A 17,998-nucleotide genomic window follows, 5' to 3' on the forward strand; every position below is an offset into this window, starting at 1 on the left:
GTCTGGCTGGGTCTTTACGCGGATCGGTGTTCCGCCGCTCTTTCTCAGGCTCAGCCAAGCGTCCGGGCGAGCGAAACGAATTCTTCCACGCGCACCGTCTCGGCACGACGGCTGGAATCGATGCCGAGGTTCTCCATAGCCGCAAGCGCGCCGGGCACGCCCTTCAGGCTCTGGCGCAGCATCTTGCGGCGCTGGCCGAAAGCAGCGGCGGTGAGGTTCTCCAGCGTCTTCAGCTTCACGCCCTGCGGGGCCTCTGCTGGCACGATATGGACGACCGCCGACATCACCTTGGGCGGCGGGGTGAAGGCCGAGCGATGGACGTTCATGGCGATCTTGGGCGTGGAGCGCCACTGGGCGAGGACCGCCAGCCGGCCATAATGTTCGGAACCGGCAGGCGCGACGATCCGCTCGGCGACTTCCTTCTGGAACATCAGGGTGAGGCTGGCCCACCATGGCTCCCACTCGGCCGACAGCCAGCCGACCAGCAGCGCGGTGCCGACATTATAGGGCAGGTTGGCGACGACGTGCGGCTTGCCCTCGAACAGCGAAGGCGCATCGACCTCCAGCGCATCGCCTTCGATGACACGGAGCTTGTCGGGAAAGAAGGTGCCGAGCTCCTCCAGCGCCGGGATGCAGCGCCGGTCGCGCTCCACCGCGGTCACGCTGGCACCACCTTCGAGCAGCGCGCGGGTCAGGCCGCCGGGGCCCGGGCCGACTTCGAACACTTCGGCGCCGTCCAGCTTGCCCGGCACCTTGGCGATGCGGGCGAGCAGCTGGTGGTCGAACAGGAAATTCTGCCCCAATGCCTTGCTGGCGCTGAGACCGTATTTGCTGATGACTTCCCGGAGAGGCGGAAGGCTGGTCACGCCGCGGCGTCTGCCCTGCGCTGTGCCGCGCTCGCCGCCATCTTGATCGCGGCGATCATCGCGCCGGGATTGGCCTCGTCCTTGCCGGCGATGCCGAAGGCGGTGCCGTGGTCGGGCGAGGTGCGGACGATGGGCAGGCCGAGGGTGATGTTCACGCCCTCGTCGAAATGGAGCGTCTTGATCGGGATCAGGGCCTGATCGTGGGTAGGGCACAGCGCTGCGTCATAGCCGGCGCGGGCGCGGGGGTGGAACATCGCATCGGCGGCGAAGGGCCCGATCGCGTCGATCCCTTCCTCGCGGAGGCTGGCGATGGCGGGCTGGAGTATGTCGATCTCCTCCCGCCCGATCTCGCCACTCTCGCCGGCATGTGGATTGAGGCCCGCAAAGGCGAGGCGCGGGCGCTCGATCCCGAAGTTGCGCAGCAAGCCGCGGGCAGTCACCCGCGCCTTGGCGAGCACCAGTTCGAGGGTGAGCAGCTCGGACACGCGGGCAAGCGGCTCGTGCACCGTGATCGGCACAACGCGCAACGTCGGGCCCGCGAGCATCATCACGGCGTTCTCGGGCGCGATGCCGCAACGTTCGGCGACGAACTCGGTCTGGCCGGGATACGTGAAGCCGATCTTGTAGAGCTGGACCTTGGAGACCGGTCCGGTGACCACGCCGCCGGCCGCGCCGGCATTGGCCAGGCCCACTGCCAGCTCGAGCGACTGAAGCGCCGCCTTGGCGCTTTCCTCATCGGGGCTGCCCGGCGTGACTTCGCAGGTATCTCCCACGGCGAGCACCGGCAGGGCGGAGCCGAAGACGGCTGCCGCCTGGTCGGGATTGGTGATGCGGGCGACGGGGCCGTTCCACACCTTCTCCACCGCGGCGGGGCAGCCAATGGCGAAGAAGGGCGCGAGCGCGTGCAACTCGCGCGCCTTCCAGGCCTTGGCGGTGATTTCTGGGCCGACTCCGGCCGAATCGCCCATCGATATGGCGAGCGGCCGGATCATTGCCTCAGCGATATTCGATCAGCGCGTCGCGCCGGATGTCACGGAGCATGCGCTGCGCACGCAGATTGACGCGCTGGTCCTCGATCTCGCTCTTGACCTGGTCCACCGAGGGCAGGCCCTGTACGGGCGGATCGTCGCGGCCGCAGACGACGAGCACACGCACGCCGTCTTCGACGGTGCCGAAGGGCTGGGTCACCTGACCTACCTGGAGCGGCAGGATGATGTTCTGGAGGGCCGGCGGCAGATCGCCGATCACGATACCGTCCTTCTCGACCACTTCGGCATTCTGCGCGGCGGCCACGTTGGCCGCATCGCCGCAGCCCTTGATCGCCTGGGTCGCGGCAGCGAACTGGCCGGCGCGCGCCGTGGCCTGCGCCTCGGTGGTACCCTTGGCGAAGGTAATGGTGATCTGGCGCAGCGACAACTTGGCACCGCGCGGATCGGCCATGCCGACCTTGCGCTTGTCCGCCAGGTACACGATCGAGAAGCCCGTCGAGAGCGGGATCGGGCCGGCGACCTGGCCGGGCGACATCTCTTCCACTGCCTTTGCCATCTCGTCGGGCAGGATGCCTGGGGCGATACGGACCCAGCCGAGGTCGCCGCCCTGGCCCTTGGTCGAGCTTTCCGAATAGGTCTTGGCGAGATAGTCGAACGGCGCGCCTTCCTTCATCTGCTGAAGGATGCGCTGCATGCCCGTATAGACTTCCTGCTTACGGTCGTCCGTGGCGTTCATGTAGATTTCGTAGACGTGATATTCTTCGCTGCCCTGCGCGGCCTTGAGGCGCGCGATCACTGCGTTCGCCTCTTCCTCGCTGACGTTGATGTCGACCTTGCGGCGCAGCACGCGGTTCCAGGCAATTTCGCCCTCGATCTGCTTGCGCATCGAGCGCTCCGAGGCGCCGGCCTGGCGCAGGAACGTGCGCAGCTGCTCGGGCGTCTTCTGCAGGCGCCGCGCGACGGAACCGAAGCTCTGGTCGATTTCCTTGGCGTCGACGGTGATCTCGTTGGCCTTGGCCTCCTGGATCTGTAGCGTCTCGTCGATCAGCTGGCGCAGGATCATGAAGCGGTACTGGTCACGCTCCTCCGGCTTCAACGTGAGCTTGTTGAGCGCGATGATCAGGTTCAGCCGCTGCTCCACGTCGGTGCCGGTCAGCACCGTGTCGTTCACGATCGCCGTGGGCTTGCGGACATTGGGATCGGCCTTGCCGAAGATCTTGAGATCAGGGGGAAGGTTGAGCTGCGCCGCAAGCGCCGCAGCGGCATCGTCCTGGGACTGCGGCTTCGGCTGCTCGGAAACCGTTTGCGCCATCGCGCCCGACGCGAGGCTGGAGATCGCGAGCGCAAGAACGGACAAGCGGCCTGCGCGGATCGCCTTGGTAACACCAATGTTCACGTGATTCCGTACCCTCAAATCTGCCGGAGAGTGGCGCTTAATGGCCAATTGTGCCTGAACTTAGGCTTACCGGCGGTTCCCCTCACCGCAAAGCCTAGCGCCCGAGGTTCTTGAACGCCAGCGTCAACAGATAGGAATTGCCCTTCGCCGCGTCGCCCGTGGTCGCATAGTCGCGCTTCCAGGTCAGGCCGAGGCGGAGGCAGTCATCCTCATAAGTGATGCCGAGGCGGTGGCGCACCGGCTCGAACCCGTCGGCGAGCGACAGCGGATCCTCGTTGCGATCGGTGAGATCGACCAGCGTCGAGCCCGAAACCGACCAGAAGCGGGCGATCTGGACGCGGGCGCCTACCCGGGCCTCTTCGCGATCCTGCAGGTCCTCCAGCGCCGGGCCGATATTGCGGTTGAGGCGCAGATAGCCGAGCGTGAAATAGGTCGAGCGCGAGCCGATTGTCGCATCGACTTCGTTGCGGCGGAAGGCGAGGCCGTCCTTGTCGAGCCGGTAGCGGTGCGAGAAGCTGATGAAGTCGCGGAAACGCACCACGGTGCGGCCGACGATGTCGGAGACCCGGTCGGTGAGGCCCGTCCCGTCCGGGAACAGGGTGGGGCGCGACGAAATGCGATAGCTCTGGCCGACATTCGCCTCGATGCTGAAGCCGGGCAGATAGAGCGCGTAGTCGAGGCCCCAGGTGAAGCGGGTGGAATCGTCGAACCGGTCATAGCCCGGAAAGCGGTTGAGCGCGAAGAGGTTCGAATCCTCGAGGTCCACCGCGCGAGCGTCCTCATTGGGCACTTCGAGGTTCGCGATCTTGGGCGAGGCGACCACCTGGAAGCGCGGGGTGATGCGCTGGGTGCCGCCGAACAACGAGCCGACCAGCGGCCATTTCACGTCCACCGCACCGGCGGCGATGCCGCGGGTGTGAAAGCCATCCTCACCGCGATAGCTGACAACCGTCGTGAGCAACGTATCCGATGCGTTGTAGAGATCACCGCGGGCATAGGCGGTGAGCGTGATCTCCTGGCCCCAGTTGGTCAGCCGGCGCAGATCCCAGCGGGCGCTGGCGAAAGCGCGCTGCGAATCCTGCCCGTCGGACCGGCCGATCGCCAGCGAGTTAAGCTGGAACTCGAGCCGCCCGCCGACGATGCCATCGTCCATCCGTCGGCGATAATCGATCTCGGGCAGGGCATAGGGCTGCAGACCTTGGCGCTCGCCCACCCGCAGCGTCTGCACGACCCAGGCGTTTATCGAGAAATAGCTATCCGGATCAATGCGTTCCACGCGCAAGTTGTTACGCAGCCTGTCGTCGCGCGAGATATCGTAGCGGCGCAGGAAGGTGCGATCGGTGGTCAGCCGGAACGAGGCGCTGGCGCTCCAGTTGGGATCGAGCTGGAAATTGCCGACCGCATCGAGATAGCCGCGGAAATCGTTCTTCGAGGTGGCCGGGGTAACCGGCACGCTGAGGTCGTCGGCACGGCGGCTATAGGTGCCGTAGCCGGCGACGCGGAAGGCGCCGAGCGAATTGAGCTCGCGATACTCGGCCTGCATCATCGGCAGCACGTTGGTGTAGATGCGCGGTGTGACGGTCAGGTCGCGATTGGGCGCGAAATTGTAATAATAGGGCAGCGCGAACTGGAAGCCATTGGTGCGGTTATAGCGCAGATCGGGCGACAGGAAGCCGCTGGCGCTGTCGCCGCCGATCGGATGCGAGAAGACCGGCAGCGGGATCGTCGCGAAGCCGAACACCGAGACGCGGGCGCCCGAATAGCGCAGGCGCTTCTTGCCGGGGTCATAGATCACCCGGTTCGCGGTGACCTTAAATGACGGCTCCTTCGGGCAACCGTCCGAATCGGTGACCGAGCAGGGCGTGTAGGCGGCGTTCTCGACCGTGAAGCTTCCATCCTCATGCCGCTCACCGCGCTGTGCGGCGATGCGCCCGCCGGCATCGAGCACGACCAGCATGTTCTCGACGACGCCGTCCTTCAGGCTGTCGGTCAGCTGGACCTTGTCGCCATAGGCGCTGTCGCCCTGCGGATTAACGATGACGACATTGCCCTCGGCCACGACCTGGCCGGTATTGCGGTTCCACACCACCTTGTCGGCGCGCAGCCGCTCGCTGCGGCGATAGAGGCGGACGTCGCCGGTGGCGGTGATCACCTGCTGCTGATCGTCATATTCGAGCAGATCGGAAGTGAACTGGATCTGGTCGTCGCCCTCGGGCAGCGCGGTGGGCGAAAGGGGTGGCGGCTCGATCGCGGGCGTCTGCAGGTCCGGGCCGGCCGTTGGAGTCGGCGCAGGGGCAGGTGCCGTCTGGAGCCCAGGCTGGGGCGACGTCTGTAGTGTCTCGGTCGCCTGCTGGGCGCGCGCCTCGGTCGCCAGGCACAGGCCAAGCGCGGCCGACAGCAGCAAGGCCTTGCGCGTCACTTCGATTCCCACCTTTGTCTCAACTCCCGTGCACGCGGCGTTTCCCGCCCTATCCCAGCGGTTGCGCCACCGCAACGTCACGTGCGTTGGCCCGAACGCACGGAAGCGCTAACAGGAGCCATGCAGGTCGATTTCTACCATCTGACGCAACTTCCCCTGGAACGCGCGCTACCCCGGATCGCCGAACGCGTGGTCGAGACCGGCGGACGGCTGCTGATCGTCGCTGGCGAGGCGAGCCAGCGGGCCAAGCTCGACCAGTTGCTATGGACTTATAGTGCGGAAAGCTTCCTGCCGCACGGCCAGGCGGGCGGGCCCGATGACGACCGCCAGCCGGTGCTGATCGCCGGTGACCCCGTGGCGGCCAATGGCGCCAGGAACATCGCGCTGGCCGATGGCATGTGGCGCGAGGAGGCGCTGGGCTTTGACCGGGCCTTCCACTTCTTCGACGAGGACCGCATCGCCGAGGCGCGAGTCGCCTGGAAGGCGCTGGCCGACCGTGAGGGCGTGGAGCGCAACTACTGGAAGCAGAACGAGCAGGGGCGCTGGGAGAAAGCTGCCTGAAGCGGACACTTGCGAATGCGGAAGTTCGCGACGTTCGGCCGCACCGACGCTTGCCAACGCTCGCTTTCGATACGCTTCGCTCTCCCTGAGAGTGTTGCATCAGCGGACGGTTTGGACGCGGAAGCTTGCGCAGGGCCGCCACGCAGTCCGCATGTTCATCGCACAATCTTCACGGTTCAAAGAGCCCGGAGGAGAACAATGGCAGAACATCGGCCTGTAGGAAAGCAGGCGGCGCTTGCATCGCGCGCATCTCCGGACTAGGGAGCCGCGACTTTCCAAACCCTCAAAAGCAGGAGCCGCACGGCCATGGCCGCGACCCGGACCTTTTCGATCATCAAGCCCGATGCCACCCGCCGCAACATCACCGGCGCCGTCACCAAGATGCTGGAGGAGGCCGGCCTGCGCGTCGTCGCTTCGAAGCGCATCCAGATGAGCCGCGAGCAGGCCGAGGGCTTCTACGGCGTCCACCGCGAGCGCCCCTTCTTCAACGACCTGGTCGAGTTCATGATCTCGGGCCCCGTCGTCGTGCAGGTGCTCGAGGGCGAGAACGCCGTGCAGGCGAACCGCGACATCATGGGCGCCACCAACCCGGCCAACGCCGATGCCGGCACGATCCGCAAGGAGCTGGCCGAGTCGATCGAGGCGAACACCGTGCACGGGTCGGATTCCGAAGAGAACGCAGCGATCGAGATCGCCTTCTTCTTCAAGCCGGAAGAGATCGTCGGCTAAACGCCACGATCTGCACCGATCTGGATGCAAAAGGCCGGGGCATTGCCCCGGCCTTTTTCGTGTGTGCGAATGTCGACGACCGGACAGGTCGGTTCAGAGAAAGCCATATTGGGCGTACCAGGTCGCCGTGAGCCCGTTTGCCTCGGCGATGTTGTACGCATCCAGGCGCGTGGGCTGGCGCCGATTGTTTATCGTCCAGCGGTCGATCAGCATGTTGAGGCGCTGCGCATCCGTCGGCGCGGGGAGCATCACGATCTGGCCTCCCTGGCCCATCGGGATCTGGCCCATGTTGCGCGCCATCAGGTTGAACGAGTCGTCCGCCTGCCGCAGCTCTATCGGATTGGCACCGCTGCGATCCATGTGCGCATAATCCATCAGGTTGATGGCCATGGCATCATCCGGGTTGTGCGCCTCGAGCGCCTGGCCGGTCCATTCGCGATACTCGCCGGAATTGAGACCGGAAAAACCGCGCGAGTTCGATGAGCCCGTGCCGATATGGTCGCGGTGCGACTGGTGATGTTCCTGATAGGCGGGCGCGGTCTGCTCGATCTCGCGCATCACCTTGCCTTCGCCGCGCGTGCCGTCGATGTCGCCGCGCAGCACGGCAAAGCCAAAGGGATGCTCGGCCTGGTGCGTGTCGCCCGATACCGGCTTGCTGTACTTCTGGCTCAGACGCTTCTGGTCGCGCCTCTTCCCGCCATATTGATGGGTGGAATACTTGCTGCGCTTGCCGTTGAAGCACTTGCTGCCGAAATGGCAGGTAGGATCGAGGCAGGTCGGGCATACCGCGCCATGGCCGCCGCCCGGCGGACCCGGTGCCCCCATCATCCGCTGAATCGTGGCCCGGCTCGGCGGCCCGACACGCTTGAGCTGGAGCGTGCGGACCGGTGGGCCTACGCGCTTGGGCTGGAGCGCCCCCGCCTGCGCGACGGGCGGGCGCCAGGCAAGCGCGCGGCGGGCCATCGCGTCGGCTTCGGCTTCCAGCGCATTGTTCTGCACCACCGCGACGCCGCCGCCAAAGGGATTGTGAACGCGCCCCTGGCGCTGCTGCACGACATGCGCCAGCTCGTGGCCGATCAGCTCGCGGCCGGCGGGGGTATCGGGTTGATACTGGCCTGGCGCGAAATACAGGTCGTTGCCGGTGGTGAAGGCGATCGCGCCGATGCTCTGGGCCTGCTGGCCGACATGGATCCGCACCGCCGAGAAATCGGTCCGCATGGCACTTTCCATCTGCGCGCGCAGCGCGTCCGGCAGCACCTTGCCCGGCCCATTGGTGCGCAGCACCGCGTCGGTGACCGCGAAGGACTCGCCCTGTCCGCCGTGCCGCATCGCGACGGCGCCCGGGCGCTGCTGGGTGACGCCGCTGGTTGGCGAAGGCGGGCCGATGCGCGTTGGCGGGCCGACCGACGCGACAGGCTTGCTGGCGGCTGAAGACGTGGCATGGCGCTGGATCGCGGGGCCCATGAAGGCCGGGCGCATACGCCCCTGGATAACGCGACCGGCCATGTTGATCCGTCTGCCTCGATCCATCGAGCCCCGCATCGCGAGACCTGCTGGATCTGCAATAGCACGCGTCGGCGATCCTGTAACCCGGCTTCGCGCCAGGGCGTGAGCGATGGCCTTCACGAGATGATCGACATGAAACTGCGCAAGGTCGCGCGGTTGGCGGCGTTCCGACGTCGCCGTCCTGGAACGGTCCAGGGAAGTAGCGCCAGTTACTTGGTCATGCTGAGCTCGTTTAAGCATCCAAGGAACCGCACGGGATATCGTCTGTGGAGGGTTGGACCCTGAAACAGTTTCAGGGTGACGATGGAGACTGAGCGTGCGCTAGGTTCGCGGCAGCACGATCGTCGCGACCAGGCCGCCGCCTTCACGGTTGACCAGGGTGATCTCTCCGCTCGCGTCGCGGACGATAGCGCGGGCGAGCGCAAGGCCCAGTCCGGCGCCGCCGGTTTCGCGGTTGCGCGATTCTTCGAGGCGGGTGAACGGATCGAACACCTTTTCGAGCTTCTCCGCGGGAATGCCGGGCCCGCGATCGCAGACTTCGATGCGGACGCTGCGGTCATCGGAGCGCAGGCGGACCTCGGTGGCGCCACCATATTTGATCGCGTTCTCGATCAGGTTGCGGACCGCGCGGCGCATCAGCGTGGGGCGCAGGTGCATGCGCAGACGCGGCGCCTCCTCGAACGTGACGTCCTGGTCGAGGTCGCGGAAATCCTCGACCACGGCGTCGATCAATGCGGACAAGTCCACATCGGTGGCCGGTTCGCTCGGACGGCCCAGCCGCGCCAGGCTGAGGATGTCGTCCAGCGTGCGGTTCATCTCGTCGATCGTGTCGGCCATGCGGGCACGGTCTTCGTCGTCTTCGACCGATTCGATGCGGACCCGGAGCGCAGCGAGCGGCGTGCGCAGGTCGTGGCCGATCGCGCCTAGCATGCGGTCCTTTTCGTCGAGCATCGCGGTGACGCGCGTGCTGAGCGAATTATAGGCGGCGATCACCGCGCGGACATCGCTGGGCCCGCTCTCCTCGACCGGATCGGCGCCGTCGTTCGGATGGAAGGCGCGCGTCGCCTCGGCGAGCTTGCGCAGAGGGCGGGCGATGCGGTGCCCGGCCCAGAGCACGGGCACGAGCACGACGATATAGAGGATCAATGTCTGGGCGAGCAGCTGCCAGATCAGGTTACGTTCGCTGCGCGGCCAGGCCGAGCTGAGCGACAGCCAGCCCTTGCCGGGCAATTCGACCGCGACCATCAGCTCGGCGCCCATGCGGCGAAGGCGATCGGCGCGGGCCGGGTCCATGCGCTTGAGCAGCGGGCGGTTGGCGTCGATCGGACGGACCACCGCGATGACCTGGCCGACCGGCACGCCGCCATCGACGAGACCCTGGCGCAGATCGCGCTCGACATCGGGGCGGCGCTCGAGCTCGGCGGGGATGGGGTTGGCAGGAACAAGATCGACGCGGCCGCCACGCGACGGGCGGCGCGGCTCGCGGCCACCGGGGCCGGCGGGGGGCTCGGGGCGCGGGTTCACCGGGGTGCCGAACCGCTCGGCGGCGTCGATCAGCCGCGTGACGGTGGGGACGATCACCTGGGCGAAGCGCGCGCCCTGGCGCTCGCGCACGAGCAGGCCGAAGTTGATCGCCTGGGCGACGAACAGGGCGACCGCGACGAGGAGGGCGATCTGGCCGGGTAGGGAGCGGGGGAAGAGGCGAGTCATGCGGCCGTCATCCCTTCAATCGTCATCCCGGCGAAAGCCGGGACCCAGAGCCAAGGGCGGCGTCGCTTGTGACCCTGGGCCCCGGCTTTCGCCGGGGTGACGGATTTGGCTGGCTTCAAAGCCGCGTTACTTCCGCCGCCAGCGTGTACCCGCCGCCCCACACGGTCTTGATGATCGCCGGGTTCTTCGCGTCGATCTCGATCTTCTTGCGCAGCCGGCTGACCTGGTTGTCGATCGCGCGGTCGAAGGCGGCGGCTTCGCGGCCTTGCGTCAGGTCGAGCAGCTGGTCGCGGGTGAGCACGGCGCGCGGGCGCGTGACCAGGGCGTGGAGGAGATTATATTCGCCCGTCGAGAGCGGGACCGAGACGCCTTCGCGGTCGACAAGGGCGCGCTCGCCGGTCTTGAGCACCCAGCCGGCAAAGGCGAAGCTGCCCGCGTCGGGCGCATGCTGGCGGGTGCCGCCGGCCTGGAGGCGGCGCAGCACCACCTTGATGCGGGCGGCGAGCTCGCGCGGGGAGAAGGGCTTAACGACATAATCGTCGGCACCCATCTCCAGGCCCACGATCCGGTCGGTCTCCTCGCCGCGGGCAGTGAGGAGGATCACCGGCGTGTCGCTGGTCTCGCGGATGTGGCGGCAGAGCGACAGGCCGTCCTCGCCGGGCATCATGATGTCGAGCACCACCAGATCGATCGAATAGGCGGCCATGCGGGCGCGGGCGCCCTCGGCATCGCCGGCCTGGGTAATCCGGAAGCCCTGCTTGGTGAGATATTGGGCGAGTGGCTCGCGGATCGAGCGTTCGTCCTCGACGAGCAGGAGGTGCGGCGTTTCCGACATGTCGGGTTCGTAGGTCATGGGGGCGCCGCAATACAAGAGGGGTGCCCGGGCGGGCGAGGGGGCAAGTGCCCGCCCGGGCGAGATCCGGGCCTGGCTCAGTTGTTGCTCGAGCCGCCCTGGCGATCGCGCATGCGGGACATCATCGCATCGATCTCGGCCTTGTCGATCTTGCCGTCGTGATTGGCGTCGAGCCGGTCGAACCGGGTCTGGGCCTGCGCCTGCATGTCGGCGAGGCTCACGTCGCCGGTCATGCCGCGCATGCCCATGCCGCCGCCGCGGCCGGCAGCTTCGCGCTCGGCGTCGCTGACCTTGCCGTCCTTGTTGGTGTCGAGGCGGGCGAAGCGCGCGGCGACGTCGGTGTTGAACTCGTCCTTGGTGATCACGCCGTCATGATTGGCGTCGAGGCGCTCGAACATGGCGCCGCCGCCGGGGGCGGGCGGTGGCGGGGGAGCGTCCTGCGCGAAGGCCGGGGCGGCGAGCAAGGTCGCGCCGAAGGCGGCGGCGAGGAGGAACTTCTTCATGAGGGTGCAACTCCTGTGCTTCAGGAGCCCAAGCCCCTGACAGGCTCTGCTTCTCGCCGGCGGCTGTCGCAGGGGTTTGTCAGACCTCCGGGAAGTTGTCGCAAATTGTCTCAGCCTCGGATTTCAGCCGAAGATCGCGACGCCCTGCATCGCCTCGGCGACGGGTTCGCCCGCAGCGTTCCAGATCGCCATGCGCTGGCTGGAATAGCCGTCGCGCGCGGAGGCGGAGCTGGCGTGGAGCAGCCACCATCCGTCGGTGGTGGCGGGGACGGAATCCCGGAAGTTGATCTGCCAGTTCAGGGAGCTGAGCGGGCTGCGCCTCTCTTCCAGCAGCTTGAACGCGGCGGGTGGCAGGGCATCGCCGATCGCCATCAGCTCGACGAACGGGTGAAGGCCGTCGCGGGCGCGCAGGCGCGCCCAGCGCAGCCACTCGGCGGGGCCGGTGCCGGGATTGTGGTCGCAAAAGTTGAAGTTGCCGGTGAAGAAGTCGTCGGGGCCGGTGTAGAGCTTTGCGTCGGGCGAGGGCGGCGGGATCGGACCGCGCTCGGCGGTGTCGTGCGCGATGGTCGAGGCGAGCGGCGCCATGAAGACGAAGGTGGCGCGCAGGCCGAGGCCGGCTTCGGAGACGACGTCTGCCTGGATAAAGGCGGCGTTGCGGCCGCGGCGCAGCTTGGTGGCCGTGACGTTGACGTCGCCGGCGAGCGGGCCGATGAACGCGACCTGCGCAGAGCGGAGCGGGGGCAGGTCGGTCTCCACCTCCAGCGCCGCCTGGAGCGCGAGCGCGGCGGATAGGCCCCCGTAAGCAGTTCGCCCCTGCATCCAGTCGCCGGGAATGGCGGTGGTGAAGCCGGTGCCGGTGCGCGCGGCACCCGCGATGATCTCGGCGAGCGGCGTCACGCGGCGAGATGCCGGTCGCGCAGCTCGCGCTTGAGGACCTTGCCGATTGCGCTGCGGGGGAGTTCGTCGACGTGGATCAGGTCCGAGAGGCGCTGGGTCTTGCCGACGCGGGCATTGAACCAGGCAAGAGCCTCGGCGGGCTCGGCGGGGCCGGTGTAGAAGCCGAGCGGGGTCTCGCCCCATTGCTCGGAAGGAATGCCGATCACCGCGCCATCGGTGACGCCGGGATGCTCGAGCAGGATCGCCTCGAGGTCCGAGGGGTAGATGTTGAACCCGCCCGAGATGATCAGGTCCTTCTTGCGGTCCATCAGAATCAGGAAGCCGTCTTCGTCGAAGCGGCCGATATCGCCGTGGCGGATGAAGCGGTTGCCCTCGGCATCGTGCCAGGTGGCGTCGCGGGTGGCTTCGGCGCGGCCGTGATAGCCGGTCATCATTGCGCCCGAGCGGCCGACGACTTCGCCCATCTCGCCCTGGGAGACTTCCACGCCCGCCTCGTCGATCAGGCGGATGTCCTGGCCCGGCAGCGGCACGCCGACGGTGTGGAGCTTGGTCGGATTGGCGTTGCAGACCAGCACGGTAGTGCCGCCGCCTTCTGTCATGCCGTAATATTCCACCAGGAGCCCAGGCCAACGGGCGAGGATGTCGGCCTTCAATGCGGCGGAGAAAGGCGCGCTGGTGCAGGTCTTGAGCTGGAAGCTGGACAGGTCGAAGCTGTCGAAGTCGGGCAGCGCCATGATCCGCTGGTACTGGACGGGGACGAGCATGGCGTGGGTGGCGCGGTGCTTCGCTGCCTGGCTGACGAAGCTGTGCGCGTCGAACTTGGCGAGCAGGACCACGGTGCCGCCCCAGGCGATCGTCGGGATGAAGCTGACGAGGGTGGTGTTCGAATAGAGCGGCGTGGCGACCATCGTCACCGCGCTGCCGAAGCCGCCGGGCGCGCGGGCGATGTGGAGCCAGCGCATCGACTGGGGCTGGACGATGCCCTTGGGCGTGCCGGTGGTGCCCGAGCTGTAGATGATGTTGAAGGGATCGTCGGGGGTGACTTCGATCCGAGCGGGCTTGCTGCCCTCGGGGGAGAGGAAGCTGGGATCGTCCAGCATGACACGCTTCGCCGTGATGGCGATGTCGCCGAGCGCCTTGGCACCCATCGCGTCGAGGAACAGGACCTTGGCGCCGCAATCGGCGATCATCGCGGCGAGCTGCGCCGGGGTGGCCGAGGGCTGGAGCGGGGTGGGTACGCAGCCCGCCCGAAGCGCGCCGAGGAACGCGCAACCATATTCGATCGAGCTGGCGGCGAGGATCGCGACCGCGTCGTTCTTGACCAGCCCCTCGCGCTGGAGCGCGGCGGCGATGCGGCCGAGCATCGCGTCGAGCTCGGCATAGGAGATGCTGCGATCCTCGCAGATCATCGCCGGCTTGTCGGGCCGTTCGATGCCGTGCGCGCGGATCAGGTCGGAAAGCGACGCGAAGTCGCTGGCGAGCAGCGCCGCCGAGTTCAATTCTTGCCCCATCGGTGCCGAGGCTAGAAGAGCGCAGCTGCGAACGCCATACGCAATTTTCGAAAAATGGCTTAACCGGTCATTCGGGCTTCGGCCTGACGGCACTGGGGACGCGTAGCGCGATGATCAGCGCCGCGCCCGCCATCAGCGTGCCGGCGACGAGGAAGGCGCCGCCGTCGAACCCGTGCCGGGCGCCGCGCGCCAGCGCCTGGCTGGCGATCAGCGGGCCGAGGATCGAGGCGACATTGTTCATGCTCGACACCCCGCCCTGGAGCGCGCCCTGGTGCGACGGACCAACCATTGCCGACAAGGTGCCGTTGAGCGCTGGATAGGCGAAGGCCCCGAAGGCGCCGATCAGGAAGAAGGCATAGACCTGCCACCCATGCTGGATGAAGGCATAGGAGAACAAGGTGAACGAGGCGCAGGCAAGCGCGATCAGCGCGGCGTTGCGCTCGCCGACGCGCTTGATCACCCTGCCCGTGAGCAGTGCCTGGACCAGCACGGTGAGCAGCCCGACATAAGCGAGCGACCAGCCGATCGCCGTCGCGTCCCAGCCGAAGCGGATCGCGGCCCAGAAGGACCAGGTCGATGGATAGACGGTGCCGGCGAGTTGCCAGAAGAACCAGGCGAGCAGCAGCGGCCCGGCATTGCCGGTGTTGAACAGCGGGCGGAACGCGCCGATGATGTGCGCGTCGGCCAGGCGGAAGGGGCGGCGGTTCTCCCTGGCGAGCGTCTCGGGCAGGAAGAAGAACATTACCACGGCGTTCAATGCGGCGCAGATCGCGGCGATGATGAAGGGCGCACGCAGGCCGAGACCTGCGCTGATGCCGCCGAGCGCAGGGCCCATGATGAAGCCGACGCCGAACGCCGCGCCGACCAGCCCGAACACCGCGCTGCGCTTCTCCGGCGGCGTGACGTCGGCGATCACCGCGCTGGCGGGGCCGAAGGTGGCGCCCGCGATGCCGGCGATGACGCGGCCGACGAACAGCCAGAGCAAGCTGGGCGCGGCGGCCATCAGCGCATAGTCGATGGCGAAGGCGATCATCGAGAAGATGAGGACGGGACGGCGGCCATAGCGGTCGCCCAGATTGCCGAGCACCGGCCCCGCGAAGAAGCCGGCTATCGCGAAGGCCGCGAGCATCCAGCCCGCGATCCGCGTCGCCTCGTCGAGCCCGACATGGCCGAGCTGGGTGACCAGCCCGGGCAGCACCGGCATGACGATGCCGAAGCCGATCACGTCGATCAGCACGGCGATCAGCACGATCGGCACCGCGCGATGTTCGAACTTCATTGGTATCCCCTCTTGGGGGCGTTCTAGCAGAGGCGACGGTTTCCGCACGTCCATTTTCATGACAGTTATGGTTGTTGCGTGTGGTTGTTGCGGCGTGGGCTTGACGCCCGTCGCGCCGTACCGCAAATTCGAAACCGATAAGAACATTCGGAGAGAGTGATGGCCACGGCCCCCGATATCGACGCGCCGGCGAATCCCCTGGATACGTTTCGCGCTGAGGCCCGCGAATGGATTGCCTCCAATTTCCCGCCCGAACTGAAGGGCAAGGACAATGCGATGTCCGCGGTCGAGGGACCGCACACCAATTCGCCCGCCGAGGACGCCTGGCAGGGCGCGATCGGCGAGAAGGGCTGGGGCGTGCCGACCTGGCCGAAGGAATATGGCGGCGGCGGGCTGAGCCGGGCCGAGGCGCGGGTGCTCCAGGAAGAGATGCAGCGCGCCGGCGCCTGGAACCCGATCGGCGGGATGGGCGTGATGATGTTCGGCCCGACCCTGCTGGAATATGGCACCGAGGAACAGAAGCGCGAGCATATCCCGGCGATCGCCAAGGGGACGGTGCGCTGGTGCCAGGGCTATTCGGAGCCGGGCGCGGGATCGGATCTCGCGTCGCTCCAGACCTTCGCCGCGGATGCGGGCGACCATTATATCGTCAACGGCCAGAAGACCTGGACCAGCGGCGGGCAATGGGCGGACAAATGCTTCATGCTGGTCCGCACGGACAAGTCGAAGAAGCATGAGGGCATCACCTTCCTGCTCTGCGACATGGACACGCCGGGCGTCGAGGTGAAGCCGATCCAGCTGATCTCGGGCTCGTCGCCCTTTTGCGAGACGTTCTTCACCGATGTGAAGGTGCCCAAGTCGAACCGCGTCGGCGCGGAGGGCGAGGGCTGGACGATCGGCAAGCGGCTGCTCCAGCACGAGCGCTCGAGCCTGTCGGGCGGCGGATCGACGGCGGGGCGGATGTTCGCCGGGGCCTCGCTTGGGCAGATCGCCAAGAAGTTCGTCGGCGTGGATGGCGAGGGACGGATCGCCGATGCCGACCTGCGCACCAGGATCGCGCGGCACGAGATGGATTTGCGCGCCTTCATGCTGACGCTGCGTCGGGCCTCGCTCGAGGCCAAGTCGAACCAGGGGCCGAGCGCCGCGACGTCGATCATGAAGAATGTCGGCGCGCGGATCATGCAGGAGCGCTCCGAGCTGCTGATCGAGATTCGTGGCTTTGCCGGGATGGGCTGGGACGGCGAAGGCTTTGGCGAGGACGCGCTGCGCGACGTGCGCACCTGGCTCTTCGGCAAGGCGGTGTCGATCTATGGCGGGTCCACCGAGATTCAGAACAACGTGATCGCGAAGCGCATCCTGGGGATGCTGGATCATCAGTGACGATGTCATCCCCGCGAAGGCGGGGATCCAGAGTCACGCGCGACACCCGAAATAACCCTGGATCCCCGCCTTCGCGGGGATGACGAAGAAGAGACGCAAATGGCTGTACTCACCGAAGAACAGACGATGCTGCGCGACATGGCGCGCGAGTGGGCGGACAACGAGGCGCCCGTCACGGCGTTTCGCAAGATGCGGGGTGCCGCGCCGGCCGCGGGCTATGATGCTTCCACCTGGCGGGCACAGGCCGAGATGGGTTGGACCGGGATCCTGGTGCCCGAGGCACAGGGCGGGGCGGGGATGGGCTATGTCTCGCTCGGCCTAGTGCTCGAGCAACTGGGACGCAACTTGGTTGCCACGCCGCTTGCCAGCATTGCCGCGGCGACCAGCGCGATCCTGATGGGCGGCTCCGAGGAGCAGAAGGCGCAGTGGCTGCCGAAGATCGCAGCGGGCGAAGTGATCGCCACGCTGGCGATCGACGAGGGGCCGCGCTTCGATCCTTCGAAGATCGAAGCCAAGGTCGAGGGCGGCAAGCTGAGCGGTGCCAAGGCATTCGTGCCCGAGGGCGACAGTGCGGAGCTGTTCGTGGTCGCGGCGGCCGACGGGCTCTACCTCGTCGCGGGCGATATCGGCGTGACGCGTGCGCCGCGGCTCCTGATCGATAGCCGCAGCCACGCCGAGGTGACGTTCGAGGGCGCGCCGGCGGAAGCGCTGGGCGGTGGCGTCGAGCTGATCGGCCATGTCGCCGATCGCGCGGCAGCGGCCTGGGCGGCGGAGATGCTCGGCATGGCCGAGAGCGCCTTTGCCCAGACCAACGACTATCTGAAGACGCGCGTCCAGTTCGGCCAGGTGCTGGCGAGCTTCCAGGCGCTGCAGCACCGGATGGCCAAGATGTTCACCGAGCTGGAGCTGACGCGTTCGGTGGTGGAGGCCGCGCTCGAGGCGATCGACAGCGGACGGACCAACGTGGCGCAGGAAGTGAGCCTGGCCAAGGCGAGCGCGAACGAGACGCTGCACCTGGTGAGCCGCGAGATGATCCAGCTGCACGGCGGCATCGGCATGACCGACGAGCACGATGCCGGCTTCTATCTGAAGCGTGCGCGCGTGCTGGAAGCGCAATGGGGCAATGCGGCGTGGCACCGCGAGCGGTTCGCGCGCTTGAACGGGTATTGAGGTCGATCTCCACCCCGTCATCCCCGCGCAGGCGGGGATCTAGGGTAATGGAAACGACGTCCCTCGCTACTCTGGATCCCCGCCCGCGCGGGGATGACGAATAGTAAATGTGCTGAAGAAAAGCTGCTTGCCGTAGGGGAAACCTGGCAGACACATTATGACATTTGCGCAACACTGCTGGGTTAGTCCCCTTTTGCAACTCTTGTTCTGCTTGACGTCTCTGGGGGAC

At 67.1% G+C, this 17,998-nt stretch carries 15 protein-coding genes; 4 read left to right on the forward strand and 11 right to left on the reverse strand.

The window, feature by feature from the left end; translation table 11 throughout:
• Positions 1 to 50: 50 nt before the first annotated feature.
• The 4 genes from rsmA to AC1RPL_RS01070 all read right to left on the reverse strand — a co-directional run bounded on the left by rsmA (position 51) and on the right by AC1RPL_RS01070 (position 5,670).
• Complete coding sequence (gene rsmA / locus AC1RPL_RS01055; RefSeq protein WP_493067406.1) at positions 51 to 866, reverse strand: 16S rRNA (adenine(1518)-N(6)/adenine(1519)-N(6))-dimethyltransferase RsmA; 816 nt, start codon at positions 864 to 866, stop codon at positions 51 to 53.
• Complete coding sequence (gene pdxA / locus AC1RPL_RS01060; RefSeq protein ID WP_493067407.1) at positions 863 to 1,858, reverse strand: 4-hydroxythreonine-4-phosphate dehydrogenase PdxA; 996 nt, start codon at positions 1,856 to 1,858, stop codon at positions 863 to 865. The genes rsmA and pdxA overlap by 4 nt, the downstream gene beginning before the upstream one ends.
• A gap of 4 nt (positions 1,859 to 1,862) precedes the next feature.
• Entirely contained in the window at positions 1,863 to 3,251 is a 1,389-nt protein-coding gene (locus tag AC1RPL_RS01065) for a peptidylprolyl isomerase (protein WP_493067408.1), read from the reverse strand.
• A gap of 94 nt (positions 3,252 to 3,345) precedes the next feature.
• Complete coding sequence (locus tag AC1RPL_RS01070; RefSeq protein WP_493067409.1) at positions 3,346 to 5,670, reverse strand: LPS-assembly protein LptD; 2,325 nt, start codon at positions 5,668 to 5,670, stop codon at positions 3,346 to 3,348.
• Positions 5,671 to 5,790: 120 nt separating this feature from the next.
• Between AC1RPL_RS01070 and AC1RPL_RS01075 the strand changes: the two genes are divergently transcribed.
• On the forward strand, positions 5,791 to 6,231 hold the full coding sequence (locus AC1RPL_RS01075) for a DNA polymerase III subunit chi (RefSeq protein ID WP_493067410.1): 441 nt from the start codon (positions 5,791 to 5,793) through the stop codon (positions 6,229 to 6,231).
• Positions 6,232 to 6,537: 306 nt separating this feature from the next.
• Positions 6,538 to 6,960, forward strand: coding sequence for a nucleoside-diphosphate kinase (gene ndk / locus AC1RPL_RS01080; RefSeq protein ID WP_493067411.1), 423 nt, complete (start codon positions 6,538 to 6,540; stop codon positions 6,958 to 6,960).
• Positions 6,961 to 7,053: 93 nt separating this feature from the next.
• Here ndk and AC1RPL_RS01085 read toward each other — a convergent pair whose 3' ends face one another.
• The 7 genes from AC1RPL_RS01085 to AC1RPL_RS01115 form a co-directional block, all read right to left on the reverse strand.
• Positions 7,054 to 8,466 carry an eCIS core domain-containing protein gene (locus AC1RPL_RS01085; protein WP_493067412.1) on the reverse strand — a complete coding sequence of 471 codons (1,413 nt, stop codon included), beginning with the start codon at positions 8,464 to 8,466 and terminating at the stop codon, positions 7,054 to 7,056.
• Positions 8,467 to 8,787: 321 nt separating this feature from the next.
• Positions 8,788 to 10,176, reverse strand: coding sequence for a sensor histidine kinase (locus AC1RPL_RS01090; RefSeq protein ID WP_493067413.1), 1,389 nt, complete (start codon positions 10,174 to 10,176; stop codon positions 8,788 to 8,790).
• A 115-nt stretch (positions 10,177 to 10,291) separates the two neighbouring features.
• Positions 10,292 to 11,011 (reverse strand): response regulator, encoded by a 720-nt coding sequence (locus tag AC1RPL_RS01095; protein WP_493069058.1) that lies wholly within the window; start codon positions 11,009 to 11,011, stop codon positions 10,292 to 10,294.
• A 95-nt stretch (positions 11,012 to 11,106) separates the two neighbouring features.
• On the reverse strand, positions 11,107 to 11,532 hold the full coding sequence (locus AC1RPL_RS01100; RefSeq protein WP_493067414.1) for an EF-hand domain-containing protein: 426 nt from the start codon (positions 11,530 to 11,532) through the stop codon (positions 11,107 to 11,109).
• A gap of 123 nt (positions 11,533 to 11,655) precedes the next feature.
• Entirely contained in the window at positions 11,656 to 12,429 is a 774-nt protein-coding gene (locus AC1RPL_RS01105) for a thioesterase family protein (RefSeq protein WP_493067415.1), read from the reverse strand.
• Positions 12,426 to 13,940, reverse strand: coding sequence for a class I adenylate-forming enzyme family protein (locus AC1RPL_RS01110; protein WP_493067416.1), 1,515 nt, complete (start codon positions 13,938 to 13,940; stop codon positions 12,426 to 12,428). The genes AC1RPL_RS01105 and AC1RPL_RS01110 overlap by 4 nt, the downstream gene beginning before the upstream one ends.
• Positions 13,941 to 14,007: 67 nt before the next feature.
• Entirely contained in the window at positions 14,008 to 15,219 is a 1,212-nt protein-coding gene (locus tag AC1RPL_RS01115; protein WP_493067417.1) for an MFS transporter, read from the reverse strand.
• Positions 15,220 to 15,378: 159 nt separating this feature from the next.
• Here AC1RPL_RS01115 and AC1RPL_RS01120 point away from each other — a divergent pair, with 159 nt between their 5' ends.
• Complete coding sequence (locus AC1RPL_RS01120) at positions 15,379 to 16,599, forward strand: acyl-CoA dehydrogenase family protein (protein ID WP_493067418.1); 1,221 nt, start codon at positions 15,379 to 15,381, stop codon at positions 16,597 to 16,599.
• 99 nt (positions 16,600 to 16,698) lie between these two features.
• Positions 16,699 to 17,769 (forward strand): acyl-CoA dehydrogenase family protein, encoded by a 1,071-nt coding sequence (locus AC1RPL_RS01125; RefSeq protein ID WP_493067419.1) that lies wholly within the window; start codon positions 16,699 to 16,701, stop codon positions 17,767 to 17,769.
• Positions 17,770 to 17,998: the final 229 nt, after the last annotated feature.

The organism is Sphingomonas sp. GW821-FHT12D09, from assembly GCF_058807215.1.